We start from the raw sequence: 24,738 nt of genomic DNA, 5'->3' as shown, positions 1-24,738 counted from the left end.
CAACGAAACAACAGGGATCTTTGACGAATGGCCCAACTCGATGAGCGCCAGCTCGATCCTGCGGTTGCGCTTGCATCGCTCGACGCCACCGCCCCTCGCGAGCCGCATCGGTTGTTTGCGCTCAAGCAGGGCGATTGCTTCGCCGTTGCCGACGCCTATGGCGACATACGTGGCGCCGGCGACGGTTTCTTTCGCGACGACACGCGGGTCCTTTCCGAGTTCCGGCTGACCGTCGGCGGCAGGCAGACATCTCTGCTCGGCGCCTCGCTCAGCCAGGACAATGTGCTGTTCACCACCAATTTGACCAATCTGCCGATACAGAGCGCCGGTGGACGCGACATCCCGCAGGGAGCCATTCACATCGAACGCGTCAGACTGCTTTGGCAGGACAGGCTGTTTGAACGCATCACCCTTTCCAATTACAGCCGGGAACACTCGACGATCAGCGTTTCCCTGCACTATTCCGCCGATTTCCGCGACATGTTTGAAGTGCGTGGCTCGACACGGCTGAAGCGCGGGCTGGCCCATGCCGCCGAAACAAACGCGACGTCGGTCCTGCTGCGCTATGATGGGCTCGATGGCCTGGCCCGCCTCTCGGCGATATCGTTCTCGCAGGCGCCGGACCAACTGAGTGCCAACCGTGCCGATTTCCTGATCGCCGTGACCAAGCGCAGCAGGAAGGTGCTTTATGTCGAGGTCGGTCCCGAGGTGGCCGACAAGCCCGACCGCGACCGGTTCCGCGCCGCTGCCGCCCGCGCCCGTTTTGGCATGCGGGCCAAACGTCGCCATGGCGCGACGGTGCGCAGCTCGGGCCGTGTCTTCAACGACTGGGTCGAGCGCGCCCGCGCCGATGTCGCGCTGCTGACCACCGAGCTGGCGACCGGCCCCTATCCCTATGCCGGCATCCCCTGGTTCTCGACGGCGTTCGGCCGCGACGGTGTCATCTCGGCACTGCAGATGCTGTGGCTCAATCCGGGACTGGCGCGGGGCGTGCTGGCCTTTCTGGCCCAGCATCAGGCGACCGAGACATCGCCGTTCAGCGATTCGCAGCCGGGCAAGATCATGCACGAGACCCGCAAGGGCGAAATGGTGGCGCTGCGGGAGCTTCCCTTTGGCCGCTACTACGGTGGCGTCGATACGACACCGCTCTACATCTATCTTGCCTGTGCCTACGCCGATCGTACCGGTGACATGGCGTTCATCGACGGCCTGTGGCCGTCGCTGTGCGCCGCGGCCGAATGGACGGAGGAGGCGGGCCGGGAGACCGGATTCGTGACTTACCAGCGAGCGGCGGAGTCCGGCCTCGCCAACCAGGGATGGAAGGACAGTTTCGATTCGGTCTTCCATGCCGATGGCCGCATTCCCAAGGGCCCGATCGCCCTTGTCGAAGTGCAGGGCTACGTCTTTGCCGCCTTCCGGGGGCTGGCGGCACTTGCCCGTCGCCGGGGCGAGAACGACAGGGCCGACCACTGGGATGATCGCGCCGAAGCGATGCGGGTTGCCGTGGAACGGGATTTCTGGCTTGACGATCTCGGCTTCTATGCGCTGGCAATCGACGGTGCCGGCGAGCCCTGCAAGGTGCGGACCTCGAATGCGGGGCATCTGCTCTTTGTCGGATTGCCTGAGCCTGCGCGGGCCCAGATGGTGGCTGACCAGCTGCTTTCCGCCTCCTTCCATTCGGGCTGGGGACTGCGGACGCTCGCCGACGATGCCGTGTTCTTCAATCCGATGTCGTACCACAATGGCGCGATCTGGCCGCACGATACCGCCCTTTGCGGTGCCGGGCTGGCGCGCTATGGCGAGCGCGAAAGCGTGGTTCGCCTGATGAGCGGCACGTTCGAATCCGCGGTCCATTTCAACATGCGGCTGCCCGAACTGTTCTGCGGTTTTACACGTGCGCCGGGCGAAGCACCCATCGCCTATCCCGTCGCCTGCCTGCCGCAAGCGTGGTCGGCGGGCTCCGCTTTCATGTTGATGCAGGCCTGTCTTGGCCTGGAGATCGACGGCTGGGAGGGTGAGATTCGCGTTGGCCGCCCCAGGCTGCCGATCGGCATCGACACGCTGACACTGCGGCACCTGGGCGTCGGCGACCGGGTCGTCGATCTCACCTTCCAGCGCGTCGGCGACCGGGTCGTCGCTTTCCTGGCCGACCGCCATGAAGGGCTGGTGCCGCTCATAGTAAGAACATGATCCGAACAAAATTGGCGGAACCGATCCAGGCCTTGTGCGTTGCAAAAACACTGGTCCGAACGCCGACCACGTGGCCGGCGGACCGTTTCAAACGGGAAACACGAACAAACGGTCGCCGACGGCCGGGGTGAGTTGACGTTCAATGACAAACTACGGTGCGGACCTGCTCTGGGTTCTGATTTTCGCGAGCCTCGGTTTTTCCGCTCTTGCCGTATTCCTCTCCATATCGCGGCACCGCCGCCGTCATCCTCCTGCCGTCCCACATACGGCAGGCGAAGATGTGGCCGCGGAGGCCGCGCGCAAGGTGATCCGGGAGTTCGAAAAGAACGGCCAATCGGCCGATGCCGCGCTGGTGACCTGGTCGCCCGAAACATTGCGCAAGATCCTGGCCGACGATCTGCCCGATGCGCAGGTTATCGTGGTGTCCAATCGCGAGCCGTACATCCACAATGTGAAGGACGACGGCGTCGAGTTGCTCGTCCCGGCCAGCGGGCTGGTGTCGGCGCTCGAGCCCATTACCCGCGCCTGTGCGGGCACCTGGATCGCCTATGGCGGCGGAACGGCGGACCGCCTCACCGTCGACGACCACGATCGCGTGCAGGTGCCGCCTGGCAACCCGTCCTACACGCTGCGCCGGGTCTGGCTGACGGAGGAAGAGCATCAGGGCTATTATCTCGGTTTCGCCAATGAGGGCCTTTGGCCGCTTTGCCATATCGCCTTCACCCGGCCGATTTTTCGCGCCTCCGACTGGGCTGCCTATGAAGCCGTCAACCGGAAGTTTGCCGATACCGTGGTTGCCGAGGCGCGCAACGAGCGGCCGATCGTGCTGGTTCAGGATTACCATTTCGCGCTGCTGCCGCGCATGATCCGCGAGCGCCTGCCGGAGGCGATCGTCATCACTTTCTGGCACATCCCGTGGCCAAATTCGGAAGTGTACAGCATCTGCCCATGGCGTGAACGCATCCTCGAAGGCCTGCTCGGCAGCTCGATCATCGGCTTCCACACCCAGTTCCATGCCAACAACTTCACCGAAAGCGTCGATCGCTTCCTGGAAAGCCGCATCGAGCGGGCCGATGCGGCCATCTCCTACGGCGGACGGACCACATTGGTGCACGCCTATCCGATCTCGATAGAATGGCCGGCGGACCTGCTGGCGAAACTTCCCGCTGTCGACGATTGCCGCGCTCGCATGCGCGAGAGGTTCGGCCTTAAAGCGGATGTGAAGCTGGCCGTCGGGGTCGAGCGCCTCGATTATACCAAGGGCATTCTCGATCGGTTTCACGCTTTGAACGAATTGTTCAAGCGACAGCCTGAGTGGATCGGAAAACTGGTCTTCCTGCAGATCGCGGCACCCAGCCGCGGCACGCTGCCCGCCTACAAGCTGCTCCATGACGAGTGCCACCGTTATGCCGAAGAGCTCAACCGGCGTTATGGCAGCGAGGGCTACAGGCCGGTGATCATGGTGGCCGAACATCACTCGCAAGAACAGGTCTACGAGATCTATCGGGCCGCCGACATATGCATGGTCACCAGCCTGCATGACGGCATGAACCTCGTCGCAAAGGAATTCGTCGCCGCGCGCGACGACGAGCAGGGCGTTTTGATGCTCAGCACATTCGCCGGCGCCTCGCGCGAATTGCTGGAGGCGCTTATCGTCAACCCTTACGATGCCGCCATGATGAGCGGAGCGCTGTTGCAGGCACTGACCATGTCGCCCGAAGAACAGCGCGAGCGCATGCGCCCCATGCGCGAGACAATCCGCAACAACAATGTCTATCGCTGGGCCGGCAGCATGCTTCTGGATGCGGCGCGTTTGCGCAAGCGCGGGGACCTCGATCGGGTGACCGGTGCCGTCAGCGATCCGCCGCCCAGCGTCGACAATGTCGTCTCCATTTTTGAGCGCAGACGGGTGGCGATGTCATGAGCGATGCGCTGCAAAACATTGTTGGCGAGACCCTGCACAAGCCACAGGCCGTCATGGAGAAACCGCACACTGTGCTGACCGGCGAATGGGCGTTGTTCCTCGACGTCGACGGCACCCTGCTGGAACATGCCGAACACCCGGACGCCGTCTCGGTCAGCGATGAGCTCCGCTCCTTGCTGCAAGGCCTGGATCGCAAGCTGAACGGGGCATTGGCCTTCATAACAGGCCGTTCCGTCGCGGCTGTCGATCATCTGTTTCAGCCTTTGAAGCTGCGCGCCGCCGGGCTCTATGGCCTGGAACATCGGCTCCTACCGAACGACGACGTCGAAGTCGCGGATGAGCCGGCGGATATTTCTGCGCTTGCCGACGAGATCGAGGCCGAGCTCGGTCGTGGCGCCTATATCGAGCGCAAAGGACGGGTGCTGGCCATCCACACGCGCGCCGCCCCGCATCTGCTTCCGCGCGCGACGCAGCTTGTCGAGCAGGCGCTGGCCACGCTGCCAAAGGGCTACCGGGTGGTTCCCGGCAATGCCGGTGTGGAACTGCTGCCGCTCGAGGCCGCCAAGGGCGCCGCGATCCGGCGTTTCATGGAAATTGCGCCATTCACGGGCCGTCGCCCGGTCTTCCTGGGCGACGACACGTCGGATGAAAACGGTTTTGAGGCCGTCAATGATGCCGGCGGCATATCGATACGCGTCAAACCACCAGCGCACACCGCAGCGCGGTACGGGCTTGCCGACGTTGTCGAGACGCTGGCCTGGCTGAGAGGTCAACTTTAGATCCAGCCGACGCAACCGCGATCGCGCCTCCTGGAAAGGGCAAGGAAAGGAACGGTTTCGATGGGACGCTTTGCACAATTGGTCCGAGAGATCACCCCGAACTGGCTGCACTCTCGCTCCTCCCGCCATGACATTGCCGACGTTTCACCGTCCGACGCGGATTTCAGCTGGCAAGAGGCGATCGACAACAAGATGTATGGGGCTGATACGCCTGATTATTCCTACGTTCCGGAAAAGCCCGCTGCGGTGAGACCGGGCGGTGACAGCCCCGGCGAAAAGAGCGTGCGGGGCGGTCCAAAGAGAGCCAATTGAGGGTGAAAGCCTGTCGGCGCCCGATGAACGCTACGCCGCAAATCGCAGTCCGCCGTCGCAGGTCAGCACCTGACCGGTCATGAAGCCGTTGGAGACGAGGAAGGCTATTGCCGCGGCGACGTCTTCGGCGCGACCGATGCGGCCGACCGGGGTCCTGCCGGCATAGTCGGCAAACAGCGCCTGCCTCTGCTCCTCGGCCAGAAAGTCCCACCAGGGCGTGTCGATGACGCCTGGCGCCACGACATTGACGCGCAGCGGTTTCAACTCCATCGCCAGGATCGGCACCACGGTCAACAGCATGCCGTTGATGGCGGCGATACCGGCGACGCCGGGCGTTGCGAGCTGCGCCGACACCGCCGAGATGAAGGTGACCGATCCGGCCTTGTTGAGTGTCGGCAAGGCGGCCTGCAGGCAGGACAGCTGCGGGCGGACCTTTTCCTCCACGCCACTGCCGATGTCACTCAGGTCAAGCGCCGGGAACGGGCCGAGGCCCTTGCCGCCGCTGGCCGCCAGCACCAAGTGATCAAAGGGGCCGAGGCGCTCGAAGAATTGACGGACCTCATCCGGCTTCGACGCGTCGAAAGCGGCCTTCTCGGCAGCACCGCCAAGGCTCTTCCAAGCGCTCTTCAGTTTCTCCTCGTTGCGCCCGGTGATGGTCACCTTCATGTCCGGGCCAAGCAGTTTGCGCGCCGTCGCCAGCCCGATGCCGGACGAGCCGCCGATGATGACGGTGTGTTGGATTGCCTTGGTCATCAATGCTGTTCCTTCGATGTGGGGGAGGCCGGACCGATGAGATCGAGGCTCAAGCTTCTCAGCTGTTGCCTTGCCTTGGCGTCGTAGGCCTGAGCATCGGCGCGGGATTCCCGCAGGCCGTCGAAATAGAGGCCGCTTTTCCCGTTAAGCGTGGGTGAGGTGGCGAGATTGAGGATGGCATCGGCGCCGGTCTCGACCGAGCTCCACGGCGTCACCCCGGCCTGCCGGACCATGGTTGTGTTCATGTAGCTCGCCGGATGCAATGCGTTGACGGTGACGCCGGTGCCTTTCAACTGTTCGGCCAAATCGACGGTGAACAGGATCTGCGCCAGCTTGCTCTGGCAATAAGCGCGCACCCCGTCATAGGAGCGGGTCAGCATGACATCGCTGAAGTCGATCGCCTGCTGCCCCGCAGAGGCGACATTGACGATGCGCGCCGGCGCACTGGCCTTCAGCAATGGCAGGAGCTCCGATGTCAGCAGGAAACCGGCGAGATAGTTGACCGCGAAGCGCAGTTCATAGCCGTCGGCACTCACCTGCCTTTTGGCACCTTGGCCCGCTGTGCCGATGCCGGCATTGTTGATGAGGATGTCCAGCCGGTTCGTCCGGGCGCGCACCGCCTCGGCGAGGTGGCGCACCTCGGCCAGCGAAGAGAGGTCGGCGACCAGAAGCTCGGCCTTGCCGCCGGCGGCTTCGATCTCGGTGACAACAGCCTTGCCGCGCGTTGCATCGCGGCCGTGCACCAGCACACGGGCGCCCGCGGCGCCGAGCCGTTGCGCGACAACGCGGCCGACGCCGTCTGTCGAGCCGGTGATGAGGATCGTCTTGTCTTTGAGTTCCATGTTCAGAGCCTCCGTTCTGTTGCTCTGAACGGAAGATGGGGCAGTTGGCACTGGCCAAACAGTTCAAACTTTATCCTGGTATCAATACTGCTATAATACGCGCATGGAGTCCCAACCTCACGCGGCCCCCACACGTTCGGCTGAAGACAGCCGCCGGCGCGAACTCGGCGCCTTCCTGCGCTCGCGCCGCGAAAGGCTGACGCCCTCGGCCGCAGGCATCGCCATCGGTCTCAGGCGACGTACGCCGGGCTTGCGCCGCGAGGAGGTGGCGATGATCGCCGGTGTCGGCACGACCTGGTACACATGGCTGGAGCAGGGGCGGGAGGTCAGGCCCTCGGTCGAGGTGCTGACGGCGCTCGCCGAAGCACTGCGCCTCGACGCCGCCGAAAAACAGCATCTGTTCATCCTCGCCGACCGCCAGCAGCCGGAGCGCCGTGCCGTAGCGCCGGAAAAGGTCGATGGCCCGTTGCTGCACATGCTGCAGAGCCTGGTGCTGCAGCCGGCCTATGTCGTCGGGCGGCGCTGGGACGTGCTGGCCTGGAACCCGGCGGCGGTGGCGGTGTTCGGCGATTATGGTCTGCTGGAGGGTGACGCCCGCAACATCGTCCACATGGTGTTCACGAGCCCGCATCACCGGCACCTGCTGGTTGACTGGGAGCAACTGGCGCGCACCGTGCTGGCCTCGTTCCGGGCCGCGAGCGCCCGCTATGTCGGCGATCCGGATTTCGAGCGGCTGATCGAGTTGATGACCCGTTCGAGCCCCGAATTTCGTGCCTGGTGGCCGCAGCGCGACGTCGCGCATCGGTTGTCGGGGGTGAAACATGTCCGGCACCCGAGCGCGGGCGCCATGACCTTCGAGCATATGAGCCTGTCGATCGGCGACGGCTCGGACATGAAGCTGATCGTCTACACGCCGTTAGCCGAGCAGAATTCGATCGCCAAGCTGCAGGCATTGCTGGACGCGCTGCCGGCCGAGCGGCGCAGCGCCTGAGGTTGGCTGGCGTCCCCCTCGGCTTCGTCATCCACGGGCGAAGCGGACGCGGAGACCCGAGGATCCATGCCGGGACGTTTGCCGAAGAGTACTACGGAGCAGAATTTGGACCTTTGCGGCGCGTTGAAGTCGCGGCATGGATTCTAGGGTCTGCGCCGCGTCGCTTCGCTCCTTGCTTCGCCCTAGAATGACGAAACCATTTAGCCCTTCGGCTTCAGCCCATCGAGGAACAACTGCTCGAGAAATCTTGCCGCATCCTCGAAGCGGCCGTCGCCGCCGCGGTTCGGTCCGAGCACGGCGCGGACCTGGACGTCGAAATCGGCATAATGCTGCGTCGTCGCCCAGATCGAGAAGATCAGGTGCCACGGGTCGGTCTTGGCGATCTTGCCGGCGCGCATCCAGCCCTTGATGACGGCGGCCTTCTCGTCGACCAGCGTTTTCAGTTCGCCCGCCAGCAGCGGCATGATGCGCGGCGCGCCTTGCAGGATCTCGTTGGCGAACAGCCGGCTCTCGCGCGGAAAATCGCGCGCCATCTCCAGCTTGCGCCTGATGTAGCTGCGCAGTTCGGTTAGGGGATCGCCAATGTCGTCGAGTTCGCGCAGTGGCGCCAGCCAGGTGTCGAGCAGGCGCTGCATCAGCGTTTCGTGGATGTCTTCCTTGCGCCGGAAATAATAGAGCAGGTTCGGTTTCGACATGCCGGCGGCTTCGGCGATCTGGTCGATGGTCGAGCCGCGAAAGCCGTTGGTGGAGAAGACCTCAAGCGCCGCCTCCAGGATGAGTTCGCGCTTTTCCTGCTGGATGCGGGTGCGGCGAGGGGCATCCGTGCCGATGGTCACCGTTGCAAGCCCTCGTGTTGAGGCTCATCTGGACCAATTCTCTGGACCAGTTTTTCCCTAGCCTGTGGAACGCACTTCAGGTGCCGCATTTCCGCTAGTAATCCTTGACCGCCTACAGGGCGGTGCTAACGTTTGTCCAATCGGTCAAAAATTTGCGTAGCATGAAAACGCGGCAAAGACCAAGCGTTGGGCGCAGCGAAACAGTTTACAAGGGGAAGTCCTGGTCATGTCCAACCGGCTGAAAGTCACGCCGAACGATCTCAGTGCATTCTGGATGCCGTTCACGGCAAACCGGCAGTTCAAGCAGGCGCCGCGCATGATGGTGTCCGCCAAGGACATGCATTACACAACCAGCGACGGCCGCAAGGTGCTCGACGGCACCGCCGGCCTGTGGTGCGTCAATGCCGGCCACTGCCGTCCGAAGATCACCGAGGCGATCCAGCAACAGGCTGCCGAACTCGATTATGCGCCGGCCTTCCAGATGGGCCATCCGATCGTGTTCGAACTGGCCAACCGCCTGGTCGACCTGGCGCCCAAGGGCATGGACCATGTCTTCTTCACCAATTCCGGCTCGGAATCGGTCGAGACCGCGCTCAAAATGGCGATCGCCTATCACCGTGTGAAGGGCGAGGGCTCGCGCACCCGGTTGATCGGCCGCGAGCGCGGCTATCACGGCGTCAATTTCGGCGGCATCTCGGTCGGCGGCATCGTCACCAACCGCAAGATGTTCGGCACGCTGCTCGGCGGCGTCGACCATATGCCGCACACGCATCTGCCGGAAAAGAACGCCTTCACCAAGGGTGTGCCGGAGTATGGCGCGGAACTCGCCAACGAGCTGGAGCGTATCGTCGCCCTGCACGACGCTTCGACCATCGCCGCCGTCATCGTCGAGCCGGTCGCCGGCTCCACCGGCGTCATCCTGCCGCCGAAGGGTTATCTGGAGAAGCTGCGCGAGATCTGCACCAAGCACGGCATCCTGTTGATCTTCGATGAGGTCATCACCGGTTTCGGCCGTCTCGGCACACCGTTCGCCGCCGACTATTTCGGTGTCACGCCCGACATCATGACCACCGCCAAGGGCGTCTCCAACGGCGTCATCCCGATGGGCGCGGTGTTTGTGAAGAAGGAGATCCACGACGCCTTCATGACCGGCCCCGAGCACATGATCGAGTTCTTCCACGGCTACACCTATTCGGGCAACCCGATCGCCTGCGCGGCCGCACTCGGCACGCTTGACACCTACAAGGAAGAGGGCTTGCTGACCCGTGGCGAGGAGCTGGCGCCGTACTGGGAAGACGCGCTGCATTCGCTGAAGGGCGAGCCGAACGTCATCGATATCAGGAACATCGGCCTGATCGGTGCGATCGAGTTGGCGCCGATCGCCGGCCAGCCGACCAAGCGGGCCTTCTCGGCCTTCGTCAAGGCGTTCGAGCGCGGCGCGCTGATCCGCACCACCGGCGACATCATCGCGCTGTCGCCGCCGCTGATCATCACCAAGGGCCAGATCAACGAATTGATCGACCATGTTCGCGATGTGCTGAGGTCAATCGATTGACGGACTGACGCGGTCGGTTGAGGTCGGCGCGGCAGCGCGCCGACCTGACCTTTGCTTGCAACGAACCATTACAGTCAGGCGGGCAACGCACCGATCCCGGTCAGGATCACCCGCTTGATATTTTCCTTGGCTTCCCGCCATTGCCGGTCGGACAGAGGTTTTCCGCCATTGAGTGTCTCGATCTGATGGCCGAAATCGGCGTAGTGCTGGGTCGTAGCCCAAAGCATATAGAGCAGATGGCGCGGATCCACCGGGTCCATCTTGGCTTCCTCGATCCAGCGCCTGATGATCTCGACGCGGCCGTCGGTCCATTCGCGCAGCGTCGATTCCATATAGTCCTGAAGCACCGGCGCCCCGTGCATCACTTCGGAGGCCCAGACCTTCGAGCCGTCCGGATGGCGGCGTGATATTTCCATCTTGGCGTCGATATAGGCACTGATGCCGTCTATGGGCCCGCGCGCCGCGTCGAAGCAATTGGCCGCCTGTAGCCAGATTTCAAAGATGTTTTGAACGACCGACCGGTAAAGCTCTTCCTTGGTGGCGAAATAGTAGTGGAGATTTGCCTTCGGCAATCCCGCCAGATCCGCAATCAACTGCATCGTGGCGCCGCCAAACCCTGCCTCCGCAAACACCTTCTCTGCAGCGACGAGAATGGTTTTTTCATTCTCTCGGCGGATCTCCTGTCGCCGCATGGGGCGGGTGGGTTCTGCCATGTCTACCCCAAGATTCTAGTTGACCGCTTGGTCAGGTTGTGTAGTTTAAAAGCTGACCATACGGTCAAGCTGTAAATCACTCAAGGGGCGACAAGACCCCCGGTGTAGATGGGAACTCGAGATGGCCGCACCCGGCGAGAATCTGCGAATCAATTCAGACCGTTTGTGGGATTCCATCATGGAGATGGCGAAGATTGGCCCCGGCATTGCCGGCGGCAACAATCGCCAGACCGTGACCGACGAAGACGGCGAAGGGCGGCATCTGTTCAAGCGCTGGTGCGATGCGGCCGGGCTCGAAATGGGCGTCGATGAAATGGGCACGATGTTTGCCCGCCGCGAAGGCACCGATCCCAGCCTGCCGCCGGTCTACGTCGGCAGCCATCTCGATACGCAGCCGACCGGCGGCAAGTATGACGGCGTGCTCGGCGTACTGGGCGGGCTTGAAGTGGTGCGCTCGCTCAACGATCTCGGCATCAAGACCAAACATCCGATCGTCGTCACCAACTGGACGAACGAGGAGGGCTCGCGCTTCGCGCCGGCTATGATGGCGTCCGGCGTGTTCGCCGGCGTGCTCGACCAGGCCGATGTGTACGGGCATGTCGACAAGCAGGGCAAGAAATTCGGCGAGGAACTGGAGCGCATCGGCTGGAAAGGCCCCGAGAAGGTCGGCGACCGCAAGATCCATGCCTTCTTCGAACTGCATATCGAACAGGGTCCGATCCTCGAGGACGAGGATATCGACATCGGTGTCGTCACCCATGGCCAGGGCCTTAAATGGCTGCAGGTGACGCTGACCGGCAAGGAAGCCCATACCGGCTCGACGCCGATGCCCAAGCGCCGCAATGCCGGGCTCGGCATGGCGCGGGTGATCGAACTGGTGCATGAGATCGCCATGGACTACCAGCCCGATGCCGTCGGCGCGGTCGGCCATATGGAGGTCTATCCCAATTCGCGCAACATCATCGCCGGGCGCACTGTCTTCACCGTCGATATCCGCTCGCCGGAAAAAGAAGTGCTGGACGCGATGGATGGCCGCATCCGCGAAGGCATCGACACGATCTGCGATGCACTCGACATCCGCTACGAGATCGAACAGGTCGGCGCTTTCGATCCGGTGACTTTCGATGCCGGCTGCGTCAAGGCGATCCGCGATGCCGCCGACCGCCTTGGCTATTCCCATCGCAACATCGTTTCCGGTGCCGGCCACGACGCCTGCTGGATCAACCGTGTCGCGCCCACCGCGATGGTGATGTGCCCTTGCGTCGATGGCCTCAGCCACAACGAGGCCGAGGAGATCACCAAGGAATGGGCTTCGGCGGGTGCCGATGTCTTGTTCCACGCGGTGGTGGAGACGGCTGTCATCGTGGAGTGAGCTTAGAATCCACCTTCCAAACGACGCTCGTAAAGAAGCGCGAAGAGAACAAGGGAACAGTCAATGACCAAAGTCATCCGAAACGGCACCATCGTCACCGCCGACCGCACCTGGAAGGCCGATGTGCTGATGCAGCACGGCAAGATCGTCGCCATCGGTTCGGGCCTGCATGGCGACCATGAGTTCGACGCCACCGGCTGCTACATCATGCCGGGCGGCATCGACCCGCACACCCATCTCGAAATGCCGTTCATGGGCACCTATTCGGCCGATGATTTCGAATCCGGCACGCGCGCGGCGCTCTCCGGCGGCACGACGATGGTGGTCGATTTCTGCCTGCCGGCGCCTCAGCAGTCGCTGCTCGAAGCCTTGCAGATGTGGGACAACAAGACCTCGAAGGCGTCATGCGATTACTCCTTCCACATGGCGATCACCTGGTGGGGCAAGCAGGTGTTCGACGAGATGGCCACGGTCGTCGACAAGGGCATCACCTCGTTCAAGCATTTCATGGCCTACAAGGGCGCGCTGATGGTCGACGACGACGAGATGTATGCGTCGTTCCAGCGCTGCGCCGATCTCGGCGCGCTGCCGCTCGTTCATGCCGAGAATGGCGACGTGGTGGCGGCACTGTCGCAGAAGCTGCTGGCTGCCGGCAACAACGGCCCCGAGGGCCACGCCTATTCGCGGCCGCCCGAAGTGGAAGGCGAGGCGACCAACCGCGCCATCATGATCGCCGACATGGCCGGCGTGCCGCTCTATGTCGTGCATGTCTCCTGCGAGCAGAGCCACGAGGCGATCCGCCGGGCGCGCCAGAAGGGCATGCGGGTGTTCGGCGAGCCGCTGATCCAGCATTTGACGCTGGACGAGAGCGAGTATTTCGACAAGGACTGGGACCATGCGGCACGCCGCGTGATGAGCCCGCCCTTCCGCAACAAATCGCACCAGGACTCGCTGTGGGCCGGCCTGCAGGCGGGTTCGCTGCAGGTGGTGGCGACCGATCATTGCGCTTTCACCACCAAACAGAAGCGCAACGGCGTCGGCGATTTCACCAAGATCCCGAACGGCACCGGCGGGCTTGAAGACCGCATGCCAGTGCTGTGGACCACAGGCGTCAACACCGGCCGGCTGACGATGAACGAGTTCGTCGCGGTGACCTCGACCAACATCGCCAAGATCCTCAACATGTATCCGAAGAAGGGCGCCATCGTAGAGGGCGCCGACGCCGACATCGTTGTCTGGGATCCCAAGCGCAAGAAGACAATTTCGTCCAAGAAGCAGCAATCGGTGATCGACTACAATGTCTTCGAGGGTTTCGAGGTGACCGGCCTGCCGCGGTTCGTGTTCTCGCGGGGCGAACTGTCGATCCAGGAGGCCGAGGTCAAGGCCAAGCCCGGCCATGGTGAATTCGTCGGCCGCGAGCCGAATGCGGCGGTCAACCGGGCGCTGTCGACCTGGAAGGAAATCTCCGCGCCGCGCAAGGTGGAACGCACCGGCATCCCCGCGACCGGGGTTTGAGGTGCGGCGCGGGGGACTTCTTTTCGCGGCAGTTTTGGTTCTGGTGGCCAGCCAAGTGTCGGCGGCCGGCATCGACCTAGCCAAACCTTATGGCAACAAGTCCGGCTGCATCAACAAGAACGGCCAGGAAGTCTACGCCGAGGACATGCTGCTTCTAACCAACACCGACTTCATCACGGCGACGAGCGCTTGCACCTTCACCGGCAAGAGGGTCCAGGCCGACGGCTCGCTTGTGGTGAAGGCGGAGTGCGAGGCCGAAGGCGAAGAGGGCAAGTCGCCCGCCACCTTCATCATCAAGCACAGCACCAAGAACGCCAAGAAACTGGTGGTCGCGGATGCGGACGGCACCGTCTATGGGGAAGTGTCTCGGTGCCGATGATTGCCGAAGCTGGCGGGCGCAAACCTCTAGCAATTGGCCGACGGGCGCCTAGCCCGGCGAAGTCAGCTTCCGGCGACCAGCGCATCCAGTTCCGGCAGCAGGACGACGCTTTCCTGTTCGTTGGGATCGGTGCGCGCAATGACGGCAGAGGACGGGGCGCCGCTCAGGTTAGCCGGCAGATGCGGCACGCCGGCGGGGATGTAGAAGAGATCACCGGCCTTGACGACGATATGATGCTCGAGCCGGTCGCCATACCAGGTGTGAACTTCGCCGGAGAGCACATAGATCGCCGTCTCGTGGCTCTCGTGCATATGCGCCTTGGCGCGGGCGCCGGGCGGCATGGTGAGCATGTGCATGCAGATGCCGGACGCACCGACGGTCTCGGCGGCAATGCCGGCGAAATAGGTCAGCCCCTGCTTGCCTTCATAAGTGCTTTCAGGGCGGATAAGATGACAAGTGGGTTTGGGCGACATCGGGGAAACTCCGGGCGTCGATCGCGTGGGACAAGGTCAGAGGGACAGGGCCAAATGGGACAGGGCAAGTGGAAAACAACATCGCGATAAAAGCAATCGGATTCCAGCCGCCGCAGGAACGGAAACAGGCAGGCGGCAGCCGATGACGGGGAATTCGCCAGCCGTCGTCGCGGCAAGCAAACTCGGGCTGACCTTCCAGACCAATGACGGGCCGGTGCAGGCGCTGTCCAATGTCGATCTGACCATCGGCAAGGGCGAGTTCGTCTCCTTCATCGGGCCTTCGGGCTGCGGCAAGACCACGCTGCTGCGCGTCATCGCCGATCTGGAGAAGCCGACCTCGGGGGCGATTTCCGTCAATGGCATGACAGCAGAGCAGGCGCGCGAGAAACGCGCCTATGGCTATGTCTTCCAGGCGGCGGCGCTGTTTCCGTGGCGGACCATCGAGCGCAATGTGGGGCTGCCGCTGGAGATCATGGGCCTATCCAGGGCGGAGCAAGGCGAGCGGATCAAGCGCACGCTCGGCCTCGTCAACCTCTCTGGATTCGAGAAGAAATATCCCTGGCAGCTCTCGGGCGGCATGCAGCAGCGCGCCTCGATTGCCCGTGCGCTGGCATTCGACGCCGACCTGCTGCTGATGGACGAGCCGTTCGGCGCGCTGGACGAGATCGTGCGCGACCATCTCAACGAGCAGCTGCTGGAATTGTGGGGACGCACCAACAAGACCATCTGCTTCGTCACCCACTCCATTCCGGAGGCCGTCTATCTGTCGACGCGCATCGTCGTCATGTCGCCGCGCCCCGGCCGCGTCAGCGACATCATCGAATCGACGCTGCCGAGAGAGCGGCCGCTCGACATCCGCGAGACGCCGGAGTTTCTGGCGATCGCAGCGCGGGTGCGGGACGGGCTGCGCGCGGGGCACAGCTATGACGATTGAGGGAGCAAACGACGGGCTCCCTCCTCTCCCCAACGGGGAGAGGGTGGCCGGAGCGAAGCGGAGGTCGGGTGAGGGGGCGGCGCCGACGGATTCGACCAAGAGAAAGGTCGGGGCAACCGCTCGCGCCCGAAAGCTGCGGGTTGACGAGACCGAGGCTGAATACAGGCTTTGGGGGGAGCTGAGAGGCCGTCATCTCAATGGCTACAAATTTGTGAGGCAAGTGCCGCTTGGACCGTTCATCGCGGACTTTGTTTGTCGCGAGGTAAGCCTGATTGTCGAACTTGATGGTAGTCAGCACGCAGATTCTCCAACCGACCCTTCCAGGACAGCTTGGCTGAACGGACAAGGTTATTCGGTTCTCCGGTTCTGGAATCATGAGGTTTTGGCCGAACGTCGAGCGGTCCTGGATACGATCTTGGCTTGCCTTGACGGAAAGATTTTTACCCCCTCACCCGACCTCCGCTTCGCTCCGGCCACCCTCTCCCCGTTGGGGAGAGGAGGGCGCCAGTCGGCTGAGGCCCGCTAGATGGACACCTTCCGCGACAAGCTCGTTCCCGTCACCTCCATCCTCGTTGGCGTGGTCGCGCTCTGGTATGTCTTCGCCGTCATCCTCAACACGCCGTTCCAGCGCGATCTCGATCGTCGCGCCGGTGAAACATCCACGTTCAGCGAACTCATCGGCAAGACGCTGTCGCAGCCGAAGCCGACATTGCCGGCGCCGCACCAGGTGGCGGTGAATTTCTTCGAGAACACCTTCCTGCGGCCCATCACCTCCAACCGCAGCCTGGTCTACAATGCCTGGGTGACGCTTTCGTCGACGCTGCTCGGCTTCGCTTTCGGCACGGCGCTCGGCATCATCATCGCCGTCGGCATTGTCCATGTGGCGACGCTCGACCGCAGCCTGATGCCGTGGATCATCGCCTCGCAGACCATTCCCATCCTGGCTGTGGCGCCGATGATCATCGTCGTGCTGGGGGCGATCGGCATCAGCGGGCTCGTCCCGAAGGCGATGATTTCGACCTATCTGTCGTTCTTCCCGGTGACTGTCGGCATGGTGAAGGGCCTGCGCTCGCCCGAGATCATGCATCTCGACCTGATGCACACCTACAATGCCAGTCGCGCGCAGACCTTCTGGAAGTTGCGCGTGCCTGCCTCGGTGCCGTTCCTGTTCACATCGATGAAAGTGGCGGTGGCGGCAAGCCTGGTCGGCGCCATCGTCGGCGAACTGCCGACTGGCGCTGTCGCCGGCATCGGCGCCAAGCTGCTCGCCGGCGCCTATTACAGCCAGTCCATCGACATCTGGTCGGCGCTGGTCGCCGGTTCGGTGGTGGCCGCCCTTCTGGTCATGGTGGTCGGCATTGCCGGGCGCCTCGTCGACCGCGCCATGGGCGGGAGGCCGGCATGAACTGGCTGAAACCCTCCTGGCAGGCAGTGCTGGCGATCGTGCTGTGCCTGATCGCAGTGGCGCTCGGCCCGATCGCCGCGCCGAAAGTGGATGCACTGGCGCAGCCTGCAGGGACGTTGATATATCCCTATGTGGCGACGACCTGGCTGATCTTCGGCGTTCTGCTTGTCGCTGCTTTGATCTCGATGGCCAGAATACCGTCCATCGTCGAAGCCGTTGTGCTTTTCATCGGCGCGCATTTGCTCGCGTGGCTGCTGATTGGAGGCATCACCGGTTTCGAAGGCCTGGCGCGGACGCCGTACTTCCTGCTTCTCACCGCCGCATGGCTGCTTGGCTGGCGCTGCGTGGCGGTGCTGTCATCATTGCGTCCGTTCGCCAAATGGGCTCGCACCGCGCTGCGCCTGATCATCCCGGCCATCTTCGGCGCCTGGATCCTGATCATCTGGGAAGCGGTGACGCGTGGGGCCGGCATACCCTTCATCCTGCTGCCGCCGCCAAGTGCCATCGGCGCGCGCATCGCCGGTTCGCTGCCGGTGCTCGGCGCCGATGTCCGCCAGACCATCTTCAAGGCGGTCATCTTCGGCTATGTCGTGGGCAGCGGCGCCGGCTTCATCACCGCGGTGCTCGCAGACCGTGTGCCGTTCCTGCGACGCGGCCTGTTGCCGATCGGCAACATGGTCTCGGCGCTGCCGATCATCGGCGTCGCGCCGATCATGGTGATGTGGTTCGGCTTCGACTGGCAGTCCAAGGCGGCGGTGGTCATCATCATGACCTTCTTCCCGATGCTGGTGAACACGGTCGCCGGTCTGGCCGCCTCCGGCCATATGGAGCGCGACCTGATGCGCACCTACGCGTCGGGCTACTGGCCGACGCTCTTGAAGCTTCGGCTGCCGGCAGCAGCTCCCTTCATCTTCAACGCGCTGAAGATCAACTCGACGCTGGCGCTGATCGGCGCCATCGTTGCCGAGTTCTTCGGCACGCCTGTCGTCGGCATGGGCTTCCGCATCTCGACCGAGGTCGGGCGGATGAACATCGACATGGTCTGGGCCGAAATCGCAGTTGCAGCACTTGCGGGTTCGGTCTTTTATGGCGTGGTCGCTCTTGTCGAAAGAGCCGTCACGTTTTGGCATCCCTCTGTCCGTGGTGGATAGGGGCGATGGGTTTAGGGCACTAACTTCAGAGGGTAACAAAATGAAAAGACTGATTATTCCCGTTCTGGCTGGCGCGATGTCGCTTGCCGCTTTCCAGGCAATGGCCGCCGACAAGGTGACGTTGCAGCTGAAATGGGTCACGCAGGCCCAGTTTGCCGGCTACTATGTCGCCAAGGCCAAGGGTTTCTATGAGGCCGAGGGTCTCGACGTCGACATCAAGCCGGGCGGTCCCGATATCGCGCCCGAGCAGGTGATCGCCGGCGGTGGTGCCGACGTTATCGTCGACTGGATGGGCGGTGCGCTGGCTGCCCGCGAAAAGGGCGTGCCGCTGGTCAACATCGCCCAGCCGTTCAAGAAGGCCGGCATGGAGCTGGTCTGCCCGAAGGACGGCCCGATCAAGACCGAAGCCGACTTCAAAGGTCACACGCTCGGCGTCTGGTTCTTCGGCAACGAGTATCCGTTCTACGCCTGGATGAACAAGCTCGGCCTGAAGACCGAGGGCGGCCCGGACGGCGTCACGGTGCTCAAGCAGAGTTTTGACGTGCAGCCGCTGATCCAGAAGCAGGCGGACTGCATCTCGGTCATGACCTACAACGAGTACTGGCAACTGATCGACGCCGGCTACAAGCCGGAACAGCTGACCGTGTTCAACTACTCGGCCATGGGCAACGACCTGCTCGAGGACGGGCTCTATGCGTCCGAAGACAAGCTCAAGGATCCGGCCTTCGAAGACAAGATGGTGCGTTTCGTGCGCGCCTCGATGAAGGGCTGGAAATATGCCATCGACAACAATGACGAAGCCGCAGGCATCGTCATGGACGGCGGCGGCCAGGACGAGAACCACCAGAAGCGCATGATGAGCGAAGTCGCCAAGCTGATCGACAATGCCGACGGCAAGCTTGACCCGGCGACCTACGAGCGCACCGCCAAGGCGCTGCTCGACCAGAAGATCATCACCAAGGAGCCGACCGGCGCCTACACCACCGCCATCACCGACAAAGCGGTCAAGTAAGCCTAGCCGGCAACACATCTATCCAGAAAGCGGCGCCTCCGGCAGAAATGTCAGAGGCGCCGTTCCTTTATGGTGTTCATGACGAAGCTGGTCTCGATCGAGGCGACGCATTTCAGCCGCGCGATCTTTTCCTTGATGAAGCGCTCGTATTGTTCGAGGCTTCCCGTCACCACTTTCAGCACATAGTCGCGCGAACCGGTGACGAGGTGGCATTCCAGCACCTCTTCCCAGCCGCGGATCGCGTCCTCGAACATCACGATCTCGTCTTCGTTCTGGCGGCTGAGCCGGATGGTGGCGATGGCGACCATGCTCCAGCCGAAGGCTGAGGGATCGACCAGCGTGGTGTAGCCTCTGATGACCCCGGTCTCCTCCAGCCGCCGCACCCGCCTCAGGCAGGGCGACGGCGACAGGCCGATGCGCTCGGCAAGCTCGTTGTTGGTGATGCGGGCGTCGGCCCGCAGCTCACGCAGGATTTTCAGGTCGAAATCGTCGGCTATCTTCTGCTGCATTTTCGGTCTCTCCAGGCAATTTGTTGCGGGGATGCAGCCATGTGAGCCCAAAAATAGCAAGGATTGATGGAACGAGATCGCATAAATTGCCGTTCACTATTTCACTCGAACAGGCAGGAAAAGCCATGACCGCGCCACGCCCGTCGAAAAGCCATATCGGCAACCACAAGCTCCACCCGGAGACGCTGATGCTGAGCTATGGCTTCGATCCGCAGCTTTCGGAGGGCGCCGTCAAGCCGCCGGTGTTCCTGACCTCGACCTTCGTGTTCAAGTCGGCGGAGGAGGGACGCGACTTCTTCGACTACACCTCCGGCAGGAAGGAGCCGCCGAGCGGCACCGCCTCCGGCCTGGTCTATTCGCGCTTCAATCATCCCAACAGCGAGATCGTCGAGGACCGGCTGGCGATTTATGAGGGGACGGATGCCTGTATCCTGTTTTCATCGGGCATGTCGGCGATCGCCACGACACTGCTCGCCTATGCCCGTCCGGGCGACGTCATCCTGCATTCGCAGCCACTCTACGGCGGCACGGAGACGCTTTTGACGCGCACGCTCTCCGGTTTTGGCATCGGTGCTGTCGGTTTCGCGGATGGCGTGGATGAGTCGGCGGTGCGCACGGCCGCCGACGCGGCCGTCGCGAAAGGCCGCGTGTCGGTCATCCTGATCGAGACGCCGTCAAACCCGACCAACAGCCTGGTCGACCTCGCGCTGATGCGCAAGATCGCCGACGAGATCGGCGCGAGCCAAGGGTCAACGCCGATCATCGTGTGCGACAACACATTGCTGGGTCCGGTGTTCCAGCGGCCGATCGAACATGGTGCCGACGTGTCGGTTTATTCGCTGACCAAATATGTCGGCGGCCATTCCGACCTGATCGCGGGTGCCGCCATGGGCAGCAAGGCTATCACCAAGCCGATCAAGGCGCTGCGCGGCGCGATCGGCACGCAGCTCGACCCGCATTCCTGCTGGATGCTCGGCCGCTCGCTGGAGACGCTGTCGATCCGCATGGAGCGGGCCAACGACAATGCTCGGCTGATCGCCGAATTCCTGCGCGACCACGCCAAGGTCGACAAGGTGCACTACCTGCCGTTTCTGGGCGAGAATACGCCGGCCGGCCGCGCCTACAGGGCGCAATGCAGCGGCGCCGGATCAACCTTCTCCTTCGACATCAAGGGCGGGGAGAAGGCGGCTTTCGCCTTCCTCAACGGATTGCAGATCTTCAAGCTGGCGGTGAGCCTCGGCGGAACGGAATCGCTGGCCAGTCACCCCGCGGCCATGACCCATTCGGGCATTCCCTTCGAGGTGCGCCAGCGCATCGGCGTGCTGGAGACCACGGTCAGGCTGTCGATCGGCGTCGAGCATCCGGACGATCTGATCGCCGACCTGACGCAGGCGCTGGCGGCGGTCTGACCGCTATCGCTAAAGCCGGACAGGACGGCCCCTAGGATCTCTATACGTCATCACAAAAACGTGTGGTTGGATACATTGTGCCGCCAGGCCGTTCCGTTGGCGCATGCGCGCGCCGGGGAGCCGCGACGCGTGCACAGTCAATCGGAGGTTCTTCATGCGCACCCAATCCTTCTTACCGGCGCTGTCGGCGCTGGCCATTTCGACCGCTTTCCTGTTCGCATCGCCGGCCCTGGCAGCCATGGAAAAGTTCAAGGCGACACTAGACGGCAGCCAGCAGAGCCCGCCCGTCACCACGAAGGGTAAGGGCACGGCCACTTTCACCTTCGACACGACCAAGAAGAAGCTCAACTGGAACGTCAAATATTCCGGCCTCAGCGGACCGGCGACGGCCGCGCATATCCATGGCCCTGCGGCGATGGGTGAAAACGCCGACCCTGTCATCCCGTTCAAAAAACTCAAGAGCCCGATCAAGGGGTCGGAGACGCTCACTGATGCCCAGGCGGCTGACCTTGAGGCCGGCAAGTATTACGTCAACGTCCACACCAAAGCGAACCCGAATGGGGAGGTCCGCGGCCAGATCGAGAAGGCGAAGTAGCTGACCGTTGAAGGTTGGCGGGACAGCGCCCCCCTCTGTCCTGCGGGACATCTCCCCCTCAAGGGGGGAGATCGAATGTACTTCGGGTTTCGCCAATCGCCAGTGTTGGAAGAAGGGCGAGACGACGAAACTGCCAATCTCCCCCCTTGAGGGGGAGATGCCCGGCAGGGCAGAGGGGGCGTGAAGGAACTCGACTTGCCCCGGTCGGCTCTCAAACCTTGTCGCGGATCTGGGTCATCGTCCGGGTCGGGGTGATCGCTTCGGGGTCGAGCCTGATCTCGACGATCGCCGGCTTGCCGCTGGCGCGGGCGCGTTCGAAGGCCGGGGCGAAGTCCGCCGTCTTCTCAACCGTTTCGCCATGGCCGCCATAGGCGCGGGCGAGAGCCGCGAAATCGGGGTTCTTGAGGTCGGTGGCCACCACGCGGCCGGGATATTCGCGCTCCTGATGCATGCGGATGGTGCCGTAGATACCGTTGTTGACGACGACGACGACGATCGGCAGGTCGTATTGCACGGCAGTGGCGAATTCCTGCCCGTTCATCAGGAAACAGCCGTCGCCGGCGAAAGCGACCACGGTGCGCTCTGGAAACAGCTCTTTGGCGGCGACTGCCGCAGGCGTGCCATAGCCCATCGAGCCTGACGTCGGCGCACCTTGAGTGGCGAAGCGGCGGAAGCGATGGAAGCGATGCACCCAGGTGGCGTAATTGCCTGCGCCGTTGGTGAGAATGGCGTCGTCGGGCAGCATCTTTTCGAGATAGTTCATGATCGGGCCCATCTGGACCGGGCCGGGGCCGCTTTCGGGTGGTGTCGACCAGTCGAGATAGGCGGCATGCAGCTTTGGCGTCTCGGCTGCCCAGACGGGTGCGGAGGCCGGCTTGCGTTTGGCGAAAGCGTCGACGAAGGCGGACGGCGAGGCGTTGATCGCCAATGCCGGCCTGTAAACGCGGCCGAGCTCGCCGGAATCGGCATGGACATGGACCAGTGTCTGGGCCGGGTAGGGGCTTTTCAGCAGCGTGTAGTCCGAGGAGGGCATTTCGCCCATGCGGCCGCCGATCAGCAGCAAGAGGTCGGCCTGCTTGATCGCCGTGGCCAGCTTCGGGTTGATGCCTATGCCGACATCGCCGGCATAGTTCGGATGCAGATGATCGAACAGCATCTGGCGGCGGAAGGAACAGCCGACCGGCAGCGACCAGGCCTCGGCGATCGTGCGCATTTGTGCAACCGCCTCGGCGTCCCAGCGCGTGCCGCCAAGGATGACGAAAGGCCGCTTGGCGTTGGCCAGCAGTTTCTCAAGCGCATCGAGTTCGGCTTCCCCGGCCCGCGTTTCGACCGGTGTGTGCGGCAAGGCGACGGGCGCTTCGACGACACTGGTCAGCATGTCTTCGGGCAGCGAGATCACCACTGGGCCGGGACGGCCCGATGTCGCCACGGCGAAGGCGCGGGTGACGAATTCTGGGATGCGCGAGGCGTCGTCGATCTCGACTACCCATTTGGCGATGTCGCCGAAGAACCTCTTGTAATCCACCTCCTGGAAAGCCTCGCGCTCCTTGGCGTGGCCGGCGACCTGGCCGATGAACAGGATGGCGGGTATCGAATCCTGCATGGCGATGTGGATGCCGGCCGAGGCATTGGTGGCGCCGGGGCCGCGGGTGACGAAGCAGATGCCGGGCTTGCCGGTCAGGCGGCCGTGGCAATCGGCCATCATGGCGGCACCGCCTTCCTGGCGGCAGACGATGGTGCGGATCGCTGAATCGTGCAGCGCGTCGAGCACCGCCAGATAGGATTCACCGGGCACGCAGTAGACGCGGTCGGTGCCGTTGGCTTCGAGAGCGTCGACGATGAGTTGTCCGCCGGTCTTCATTGTCCAGACTTCTCCAGTTCGGCAAGGATTTCTTGCGTGTGCTCGCCCAGGCGCGGCGAGGGGCGCTCATAGACCAGCGGCGTGCCCGACATCACCATCGGCGCGCGCACCGAAGGCAGAAGATTGCCATGGCCGTCGTCCAGGTCGAGCCGCATGCCGCGCGCGATCGTCTGCGGGTCGGCGAACATCTGGCCGATCGTGTTGATCGGGCTCGCCGGCACGCTGGCCGCTTCGAGCTTTGCCAGCAGCGGATCGCGATCAAAAACCTTCAGCGCCTCGACCATGCGTTCGCGCAACTTGGCCCGGTTGGCGACCCGGGCGGGATTGGTGGCGAAGTCGGGATTGGCAGGCAGGTCGTCCAGCCCGACGGCAGCGCAGAATTTGGCGAACTGGCCGTCATTGCCCACCGCAAGGATGATGTGCCCATCCCGGACCGGCACCACCTCGTAGGGGGCGATGTTCATATGCGCATTGCCCATCTGCACCGGCGATCTGCCGGAGACGAGATAGTTCAAATTCTGGTTGCCGAGCGCCGAGATCTGGGTGTCGAAAAGCGCCATGTCGACATGCTGACCTTCCCCGGTCTGCTCGGCATGGCGCAGTGCTGCCTGGATGGCGATGACCGAATAAAGGCCGGTGAAGATGTCGGAGATGGCGACGCCGGCTTTTTGCGGCTCGCGGCCGACCTCGCCGGTGATCGACATCATGCCGGCCATGGCCTGGATGATAAAGTCGTAGCCGGCGCGCGGTGCGTACGGACCGTCCTGGCCGAAGCCGGTGATCGAGCAGTAGACGAGGCGCGGGTTGATCTTGCGCAGGCTATCATAGTCGAGGCCGTATTTCTTCAGGCCGCCGAGCTTGAAGTTCTCGATCAGCACGTCCGAAGTGGCGACCAGCCGGCGCACCGTCTCGGCGCCTTCCGGGGTCGAGAAATCGATGGCGATGGAGCGCTTGCCGCGATTGCAGGAATGGTAATAGGCGGCCGACAGGTTCTCGCCGTCCTTGCCCATGACGAAGGGCGGGCCCCATTTGCGGGTGTCGTCGCCGCCATCGGGGCTCTCGACCTTGATGACATCGGCGCCGAGATCGGCAAGCAACTGCCCGGCCCATGGCCCGGCAAGGATGCGGGCGAGTTCGACGACGCGGACGCCTTTCAGCGGGGGCTCAGCCATGGATCACCGTGGTTGCCGCAATCACTGCGATTGCTGCGAAAGCAGAGCCTCTATCA

At 63.2% G+C, this 24,738-nt stretch carries 24 protein-coding genes; 16 read left to right on the top strand and 8 right to left on the bottom strand.

Annotation, left to right across the window (positions count from 1 at the left end):
- The first annotated feature begins 27 nt into the window (after nucleotides 1-27).
- The 4 genes from AC0L2D_RS02620 (at nucleotide 28) to AC0L2D_RS02605 (ending at nucleotide 5,205) form a co-directional block, all read left to right on the top strand.
- Nucleotides 28-2,190 (top strand): amylo-alpha-1,6-glucosidase, encoded by a 2,163-nt coding sequence (locus tag AC0L2D_RS02620; RefSeq protein WP_473540291.1) that lies wholly within the window; start codon nucleotides 28-30, stop codon nucleotides 2,188-2,190.
- Nucleotides 2,191-2,332: 142 nt separating this feature from the next.
- Complete coding sequence (locus tag AC0L2D_RS02615; protein WP_013530900.1) at nucleotides 2,333-4,114, top strand: alpha,alpha-trehalose-phosphate synthase (UDP-forming); 1,782 nt, start codon at nucleotides 2,333-2,335, stop codon at nucleotides 4,112-4,114.
- A complete protein-coding gene (otsB, locus tag AC0L2D_RS02610) occupies nucleotides 4,111-4,893 on the top strand; it encodes a trehalose-phosphatase (protein ID WP_224675561.1) in 783 nt (260 codons plus the stop codon). The genes AC0L2D_RS02615 and otsB overlap by 4 nt, the downstream gene beginning before the upstream one ends.
- Before the next feature lie 60 nt (nucleotides 4,894-4,953).
- Complete coding sequence (locus AC0L2D_RS02605; protein WP_473540289.1) at nucleotides 4,954-5,205, top strand: hypothetical protein; 252 nt, start codon at nucleotides 4,954-4,956, stop codon at nucleotides 5,203-5,205.
- 30 nt (nucleotides 5,206-5,235) lie between these two features.
- On the opposite strand, the gene AC0L2D_RS02600 is transcribed toward AC0L2D_RS02605, so the two are convergent.
- Both AC0L2D_RS02600 and AC0L2D_RS02595 read right to left on the bottom strand, forming a co-directional pair.
- Complete coding sequence (locus tag AC0L2D_RS02600) at nucleotides 5,236-5,958, bottom strand: SDR family oxidoreductase (RefSeq protein ID WP_473540288.1); 723 nt, start codon at nucleotides 5,956-5,958, stop codon at nucleotides 5,236-5,238.
- Complete coding sequence (locus tag AC0L2D_RS02595) at nucleotides 5,958-6,800, bottom strand: SDR family oxidoreductase (RefSeq protein WP_027160669.1); 843 nt, start codon at nucleotides 6,798-6,800, stop codon at nucleotides 5,958-5,960. The genes AC0L2D_RS02600 and AC0L2D_RS02595 overlap by 1 nt, the downstream gene beginning before the upstream one ends.
- Before the next feature lie 103 nt (nucleotides 6,801-6,903).
- Here AC0L2D_RS02595 and AC0L2D_RS02590 point away from each other — a divergent pair, with 103 nt between their 5' ends.
- The gene (locus AC0L2D_RS02590; RefSeq protein ID WP_027160668.1) at nucleotides 6,904-7,791 is read left to right on the top strand and encodes a helix-turn-helix transcriptional regulator; all 888 of its coding nucleotides are present in this window, start codon (nucleotides 6,904-6,906) and stop codon (nucleotides 7,789-7,791) included.
- 200 nt (nucleotides 7,792-7,991) lie between these two features.
- On the opposite strand, the gene AC0L2D_RS02585 is transcribed toward AC0L2D_RS02590, so the two are convergent.
- Nucleotides 7,992-8,627 (bottom strand): TetR family transcriptional regulator C-terminal domain-containing protein, encoded by a 636-nt coding sequence (locus AC0L2D_RS02585; protein WP_013530906.1) that lies wholly within the window; start codon nucleotides 8,625-8,627, stop codon nucleotides 7,992-7,994.
- Between the two features lie 226 nt (nucleotides 8,628-8,853).
- Between AC0L2D_RS02585 and aptA the strand changes: the two genes are divergently transcribed.
- Nucleotides 8,854-10,182, top strand: a complete 1,329-nt coding sequence (gene aptA / locus AC0L2D_RS02580; protein WP_473540286.1) for an omega-aminotransferase AptA — start codon at nucleotides 8,854-8,856, stop codon at nucleotides 10,180-10,182.
- Nucleotides 10,183-10,256: 74 nt separating this feature from the next.
- On the opposite strand, the gene AC0L2D_RS02575 is transcribed toward aptA, so the two are convergent.
- On the bottom strand, nucleotides 10,257-10,895 hold the full coding sequence (locus AC0L2D_RS02575) for a TetR/AcrR family transcriptional regulator (protein WP_013530908.1): 639 nt from the start codon (nucleotides 10,893-10,895) through the stop codon (nucleotides 10,257-10,259).
- Between the two features lie 121 nt (nucleotides 10,896-11,016).
- Here AC0L2D_RS02575 and AC0L2D_RS02570 point away from each other — a divergent pair, with 121 nt between their 5' ends.
- The 3 genes from AC0L2D_RS02570 (at nucleotide 11,017) to AC0L2D_RS02560 (ending at nucleotide 14,161) form a co-directional block, all read left to right on the top strand.
- Nucleotides 11,017-12,267, top strand: coding sequence for a Zn-dependent hydrolase (locus AC0L2D_RS02570; RefSeq protein ID WP_013530909.1), 1,251 nt, complete (start codon nucleotides 11,017-11,019; stop codon nucleotides 12,265-12,267).
- 63 nt (nucleotides 12,268-12,330) lie between these two features.
- On the top strand, nucleotides 12,331-13,782 hold the full coding sequence (gene hydA, locus AC0L2D_RS02565) for a dihydropyrimidinase (RefSeq protein WP_473540284.1): 1,452 nt from the start codon (nucleotides 12,331-12,333) through the stop codon (nucleotides 13,780-13,782).
- Between the two features lie 43 nt (nucleotides 13,783-13,825).
- Complete coding sequence (locus tag AC0L2D_RS02560; RefSeq protein ID WP_244506838.1) at nucleotides 13,826-14,161, top strand: hypothetical protein; 336 nt, start codon at nucleotides 13,826-13,828, stop codon at nucleotides 14,159-14,161.
- Nucleotides 14,162-14,223: 62 nt separating this feature from the next.
- On the opposite strand, the gene AC0L2D_RS02555 is transcribed toward AC0L2D_RS02560, so the two are convergent.
- Nucleotides 14,224-14,634: a cupin domain-containing protein gene (locus AC0L2D_RS02555; protein WP_013530912.1), complete on the bottom strand. Its 411-nt coding sequence runs from the start codon at nucleotides 14,632-14,634 to the stop codon at nucleotides 14,224-14,226.
- Between the two features lie 142 nt (nucleotides 14,635-14,776).
- Between AC0L2D_RS02555 and AC0L2D_RS02550 the strand changes: the two genes are divergently transcribed.
- Genes AC0L2D_RS02550 through AC0L2D_RS02530 form a run of 5 tightly spaced genes read left to right on the top strand, consistent with a single transcriptional unit; the run spans nucleotide 14,777 to nucleotide 19,136 of the window.
- On the top strand, nucleotides 14,777-15,568 hold the full coding sequence (locus AC0L2D_RS02550; RefSeq protein WP_013530913.1) for an ABC transporter ATP-binding protein: 792 nt from the start codon (nucleotides 14,777-14,779) through the stop codon (nucleotides 15,566-15,568).
- Nucleotides 15,558-16,094, top strand: a complete 537-nt coding sequence (locus AC0L2D_RS02545; protein WP_473540282.1) for an endonuclease domain-containing protein — start codon at nucleotides 15,558-15,560, stop codon at nucleotides 16,092-16,094. The genes AC0L2D_RS02550 and AC0L2D_RS02545 overlap by 11 nt, the downstream gene beginning before the upstream one ends.
- Nucleotides 16,095-16,973, top strand: a complete 879-nt coding sequence (locus AC0L2D_RS02540) for an ABC transporter permease (protein ID WP_224621764.1) — start codon at nucleotides 16,095-16,097, stop codon at nucleotides 16,971-16,973.
- Nucleotides 16,970-18,124 carry an ABC transporter permease gene (locus tag AC0L2D_RS02535; protein ID WP_024501499.1) on the top strand — a complete coding sequence of 385 codons (1,155 nt, stop codon included), beginning with the start codon at nucleotides 16,970-16,972 and terminating at the stop codon, nucleotides 18,122-18,124. The genes AC0L2D_RS02540 and AC0L2D_RS02535 overlap by 4 nt, the downstream gene beginning before the upstream one ends.
- Nucleotides 18,125-18,164: 40 nt before the next feature.
- Nucleotides 18,165-19,136 carry an ABC transporter substrate-binding protein gene (locus tag AC0L2D_RS02530; RefSeq protein ID WP_013530916.1) on the top strand — a complete coding sequence of 324 codons (972 nt, stop codon included), beginning with the start codon at nucleotides 18,165-18,167 and terminating at the stop codon, nucleotides 19,134-19,136.
- Between the two features lie 50 nt (nucleotides 19,137-19,186).
- Here AC0L2D_RS02530 and AC0L2D_RS02525 read toward each other — a convergent pair whose 3' ends face one another.
- Nucleotides 19,187-19,645, bottom strand: a complete 459-nt coding sequence (locus tag AC0L2D_RS02525) for an Lrp/AsnC family transcriptional regulator (RefSeq protein WP_024501498.1) — start codon at nucleotides 19,643-19,645, stop codon at nucleotides 19,187-19,189.
- A gap of 125 nt (nucleotides 19,646-19,770) precedes the next feature.
- On the opposite strand from AC0L2D_RS02525, the gene AC0L2D_RS02520 reads away from it, so the two are divergent.
- Nucleotides 19,771-21,054 (top strand): cystathionine gamma-synthase family protein, encoded by a 1,284-nt coding sequence (locus AC0L2D_RS02520; protein WP_473540281.1) that lies wholly within the window; start codon nucleotides 19,771-19,773, stop codon nucleotides 21,052-21,054.
- Between the two features lie 154 nt (nucleotides 21,055-21,208).
- Complete coding sequence (locus tag AC0L2D_RS02515) at nucleotides 21,209-21,649, top strand: CHRD domain-containing protein (RefSeq protein WP_013530918.1); 441 nt, start codon at nucleotides 21,209-21,211, stop codon at nucleotides 21,647-21,649.
- Nucleotides 21,650-21,860: 211 nt separating this feature from the next.
- Here AC0L2D_RS02515 and AC0L2D_RS02510 read toward each other — a convergent pair whose 3' ends face one another.
- Both AC0L2D_RS02510 and AC0L2D_RS02505 read right to left on the bottom strand, forming a co-directional pair.
- Nucleotides 21,861-23,510 carry a thiamine pyrophosphate-binding protein gene (locus AC0L2D_RS02510; protein ID WP_473540280.1) on the bottom strand — a complete coding sequence of 550 codons (1,650 nt, stop codon included), beginning with the start codon at nucleotides 23,508-23,510 and terminating at the stop codon, nucleotides 21,861-21,863.
- Nucleotides 23,507-24,682 carry a CaiB/BaiF CoA transferase family protein gene (locus AC0L2D_RS02505; RefSeq protein ID WP_027160659.1) on the bottom strand — a complete coding sequence of 392 codons (1,176 nt, stop codon included), beginning with the start codon at nucleotides 24,680-24,682 and terminating at the stop codon, nucleotides 23,507-23,509. Before AC0L2D_RS02505 ends, AC0L2D_RS02510 begins: the two co-directional genes overlap by 4 nt.
- Nucleotides 24,683-24,738: the final 56 nt, after the last annotated feature.

The organism is Mesorhizobium sp. WSM4833, assembly GCF_055811095.1.
This window is presented reverse-complemented; position numbering and strand designations above follow the sequence as displayed.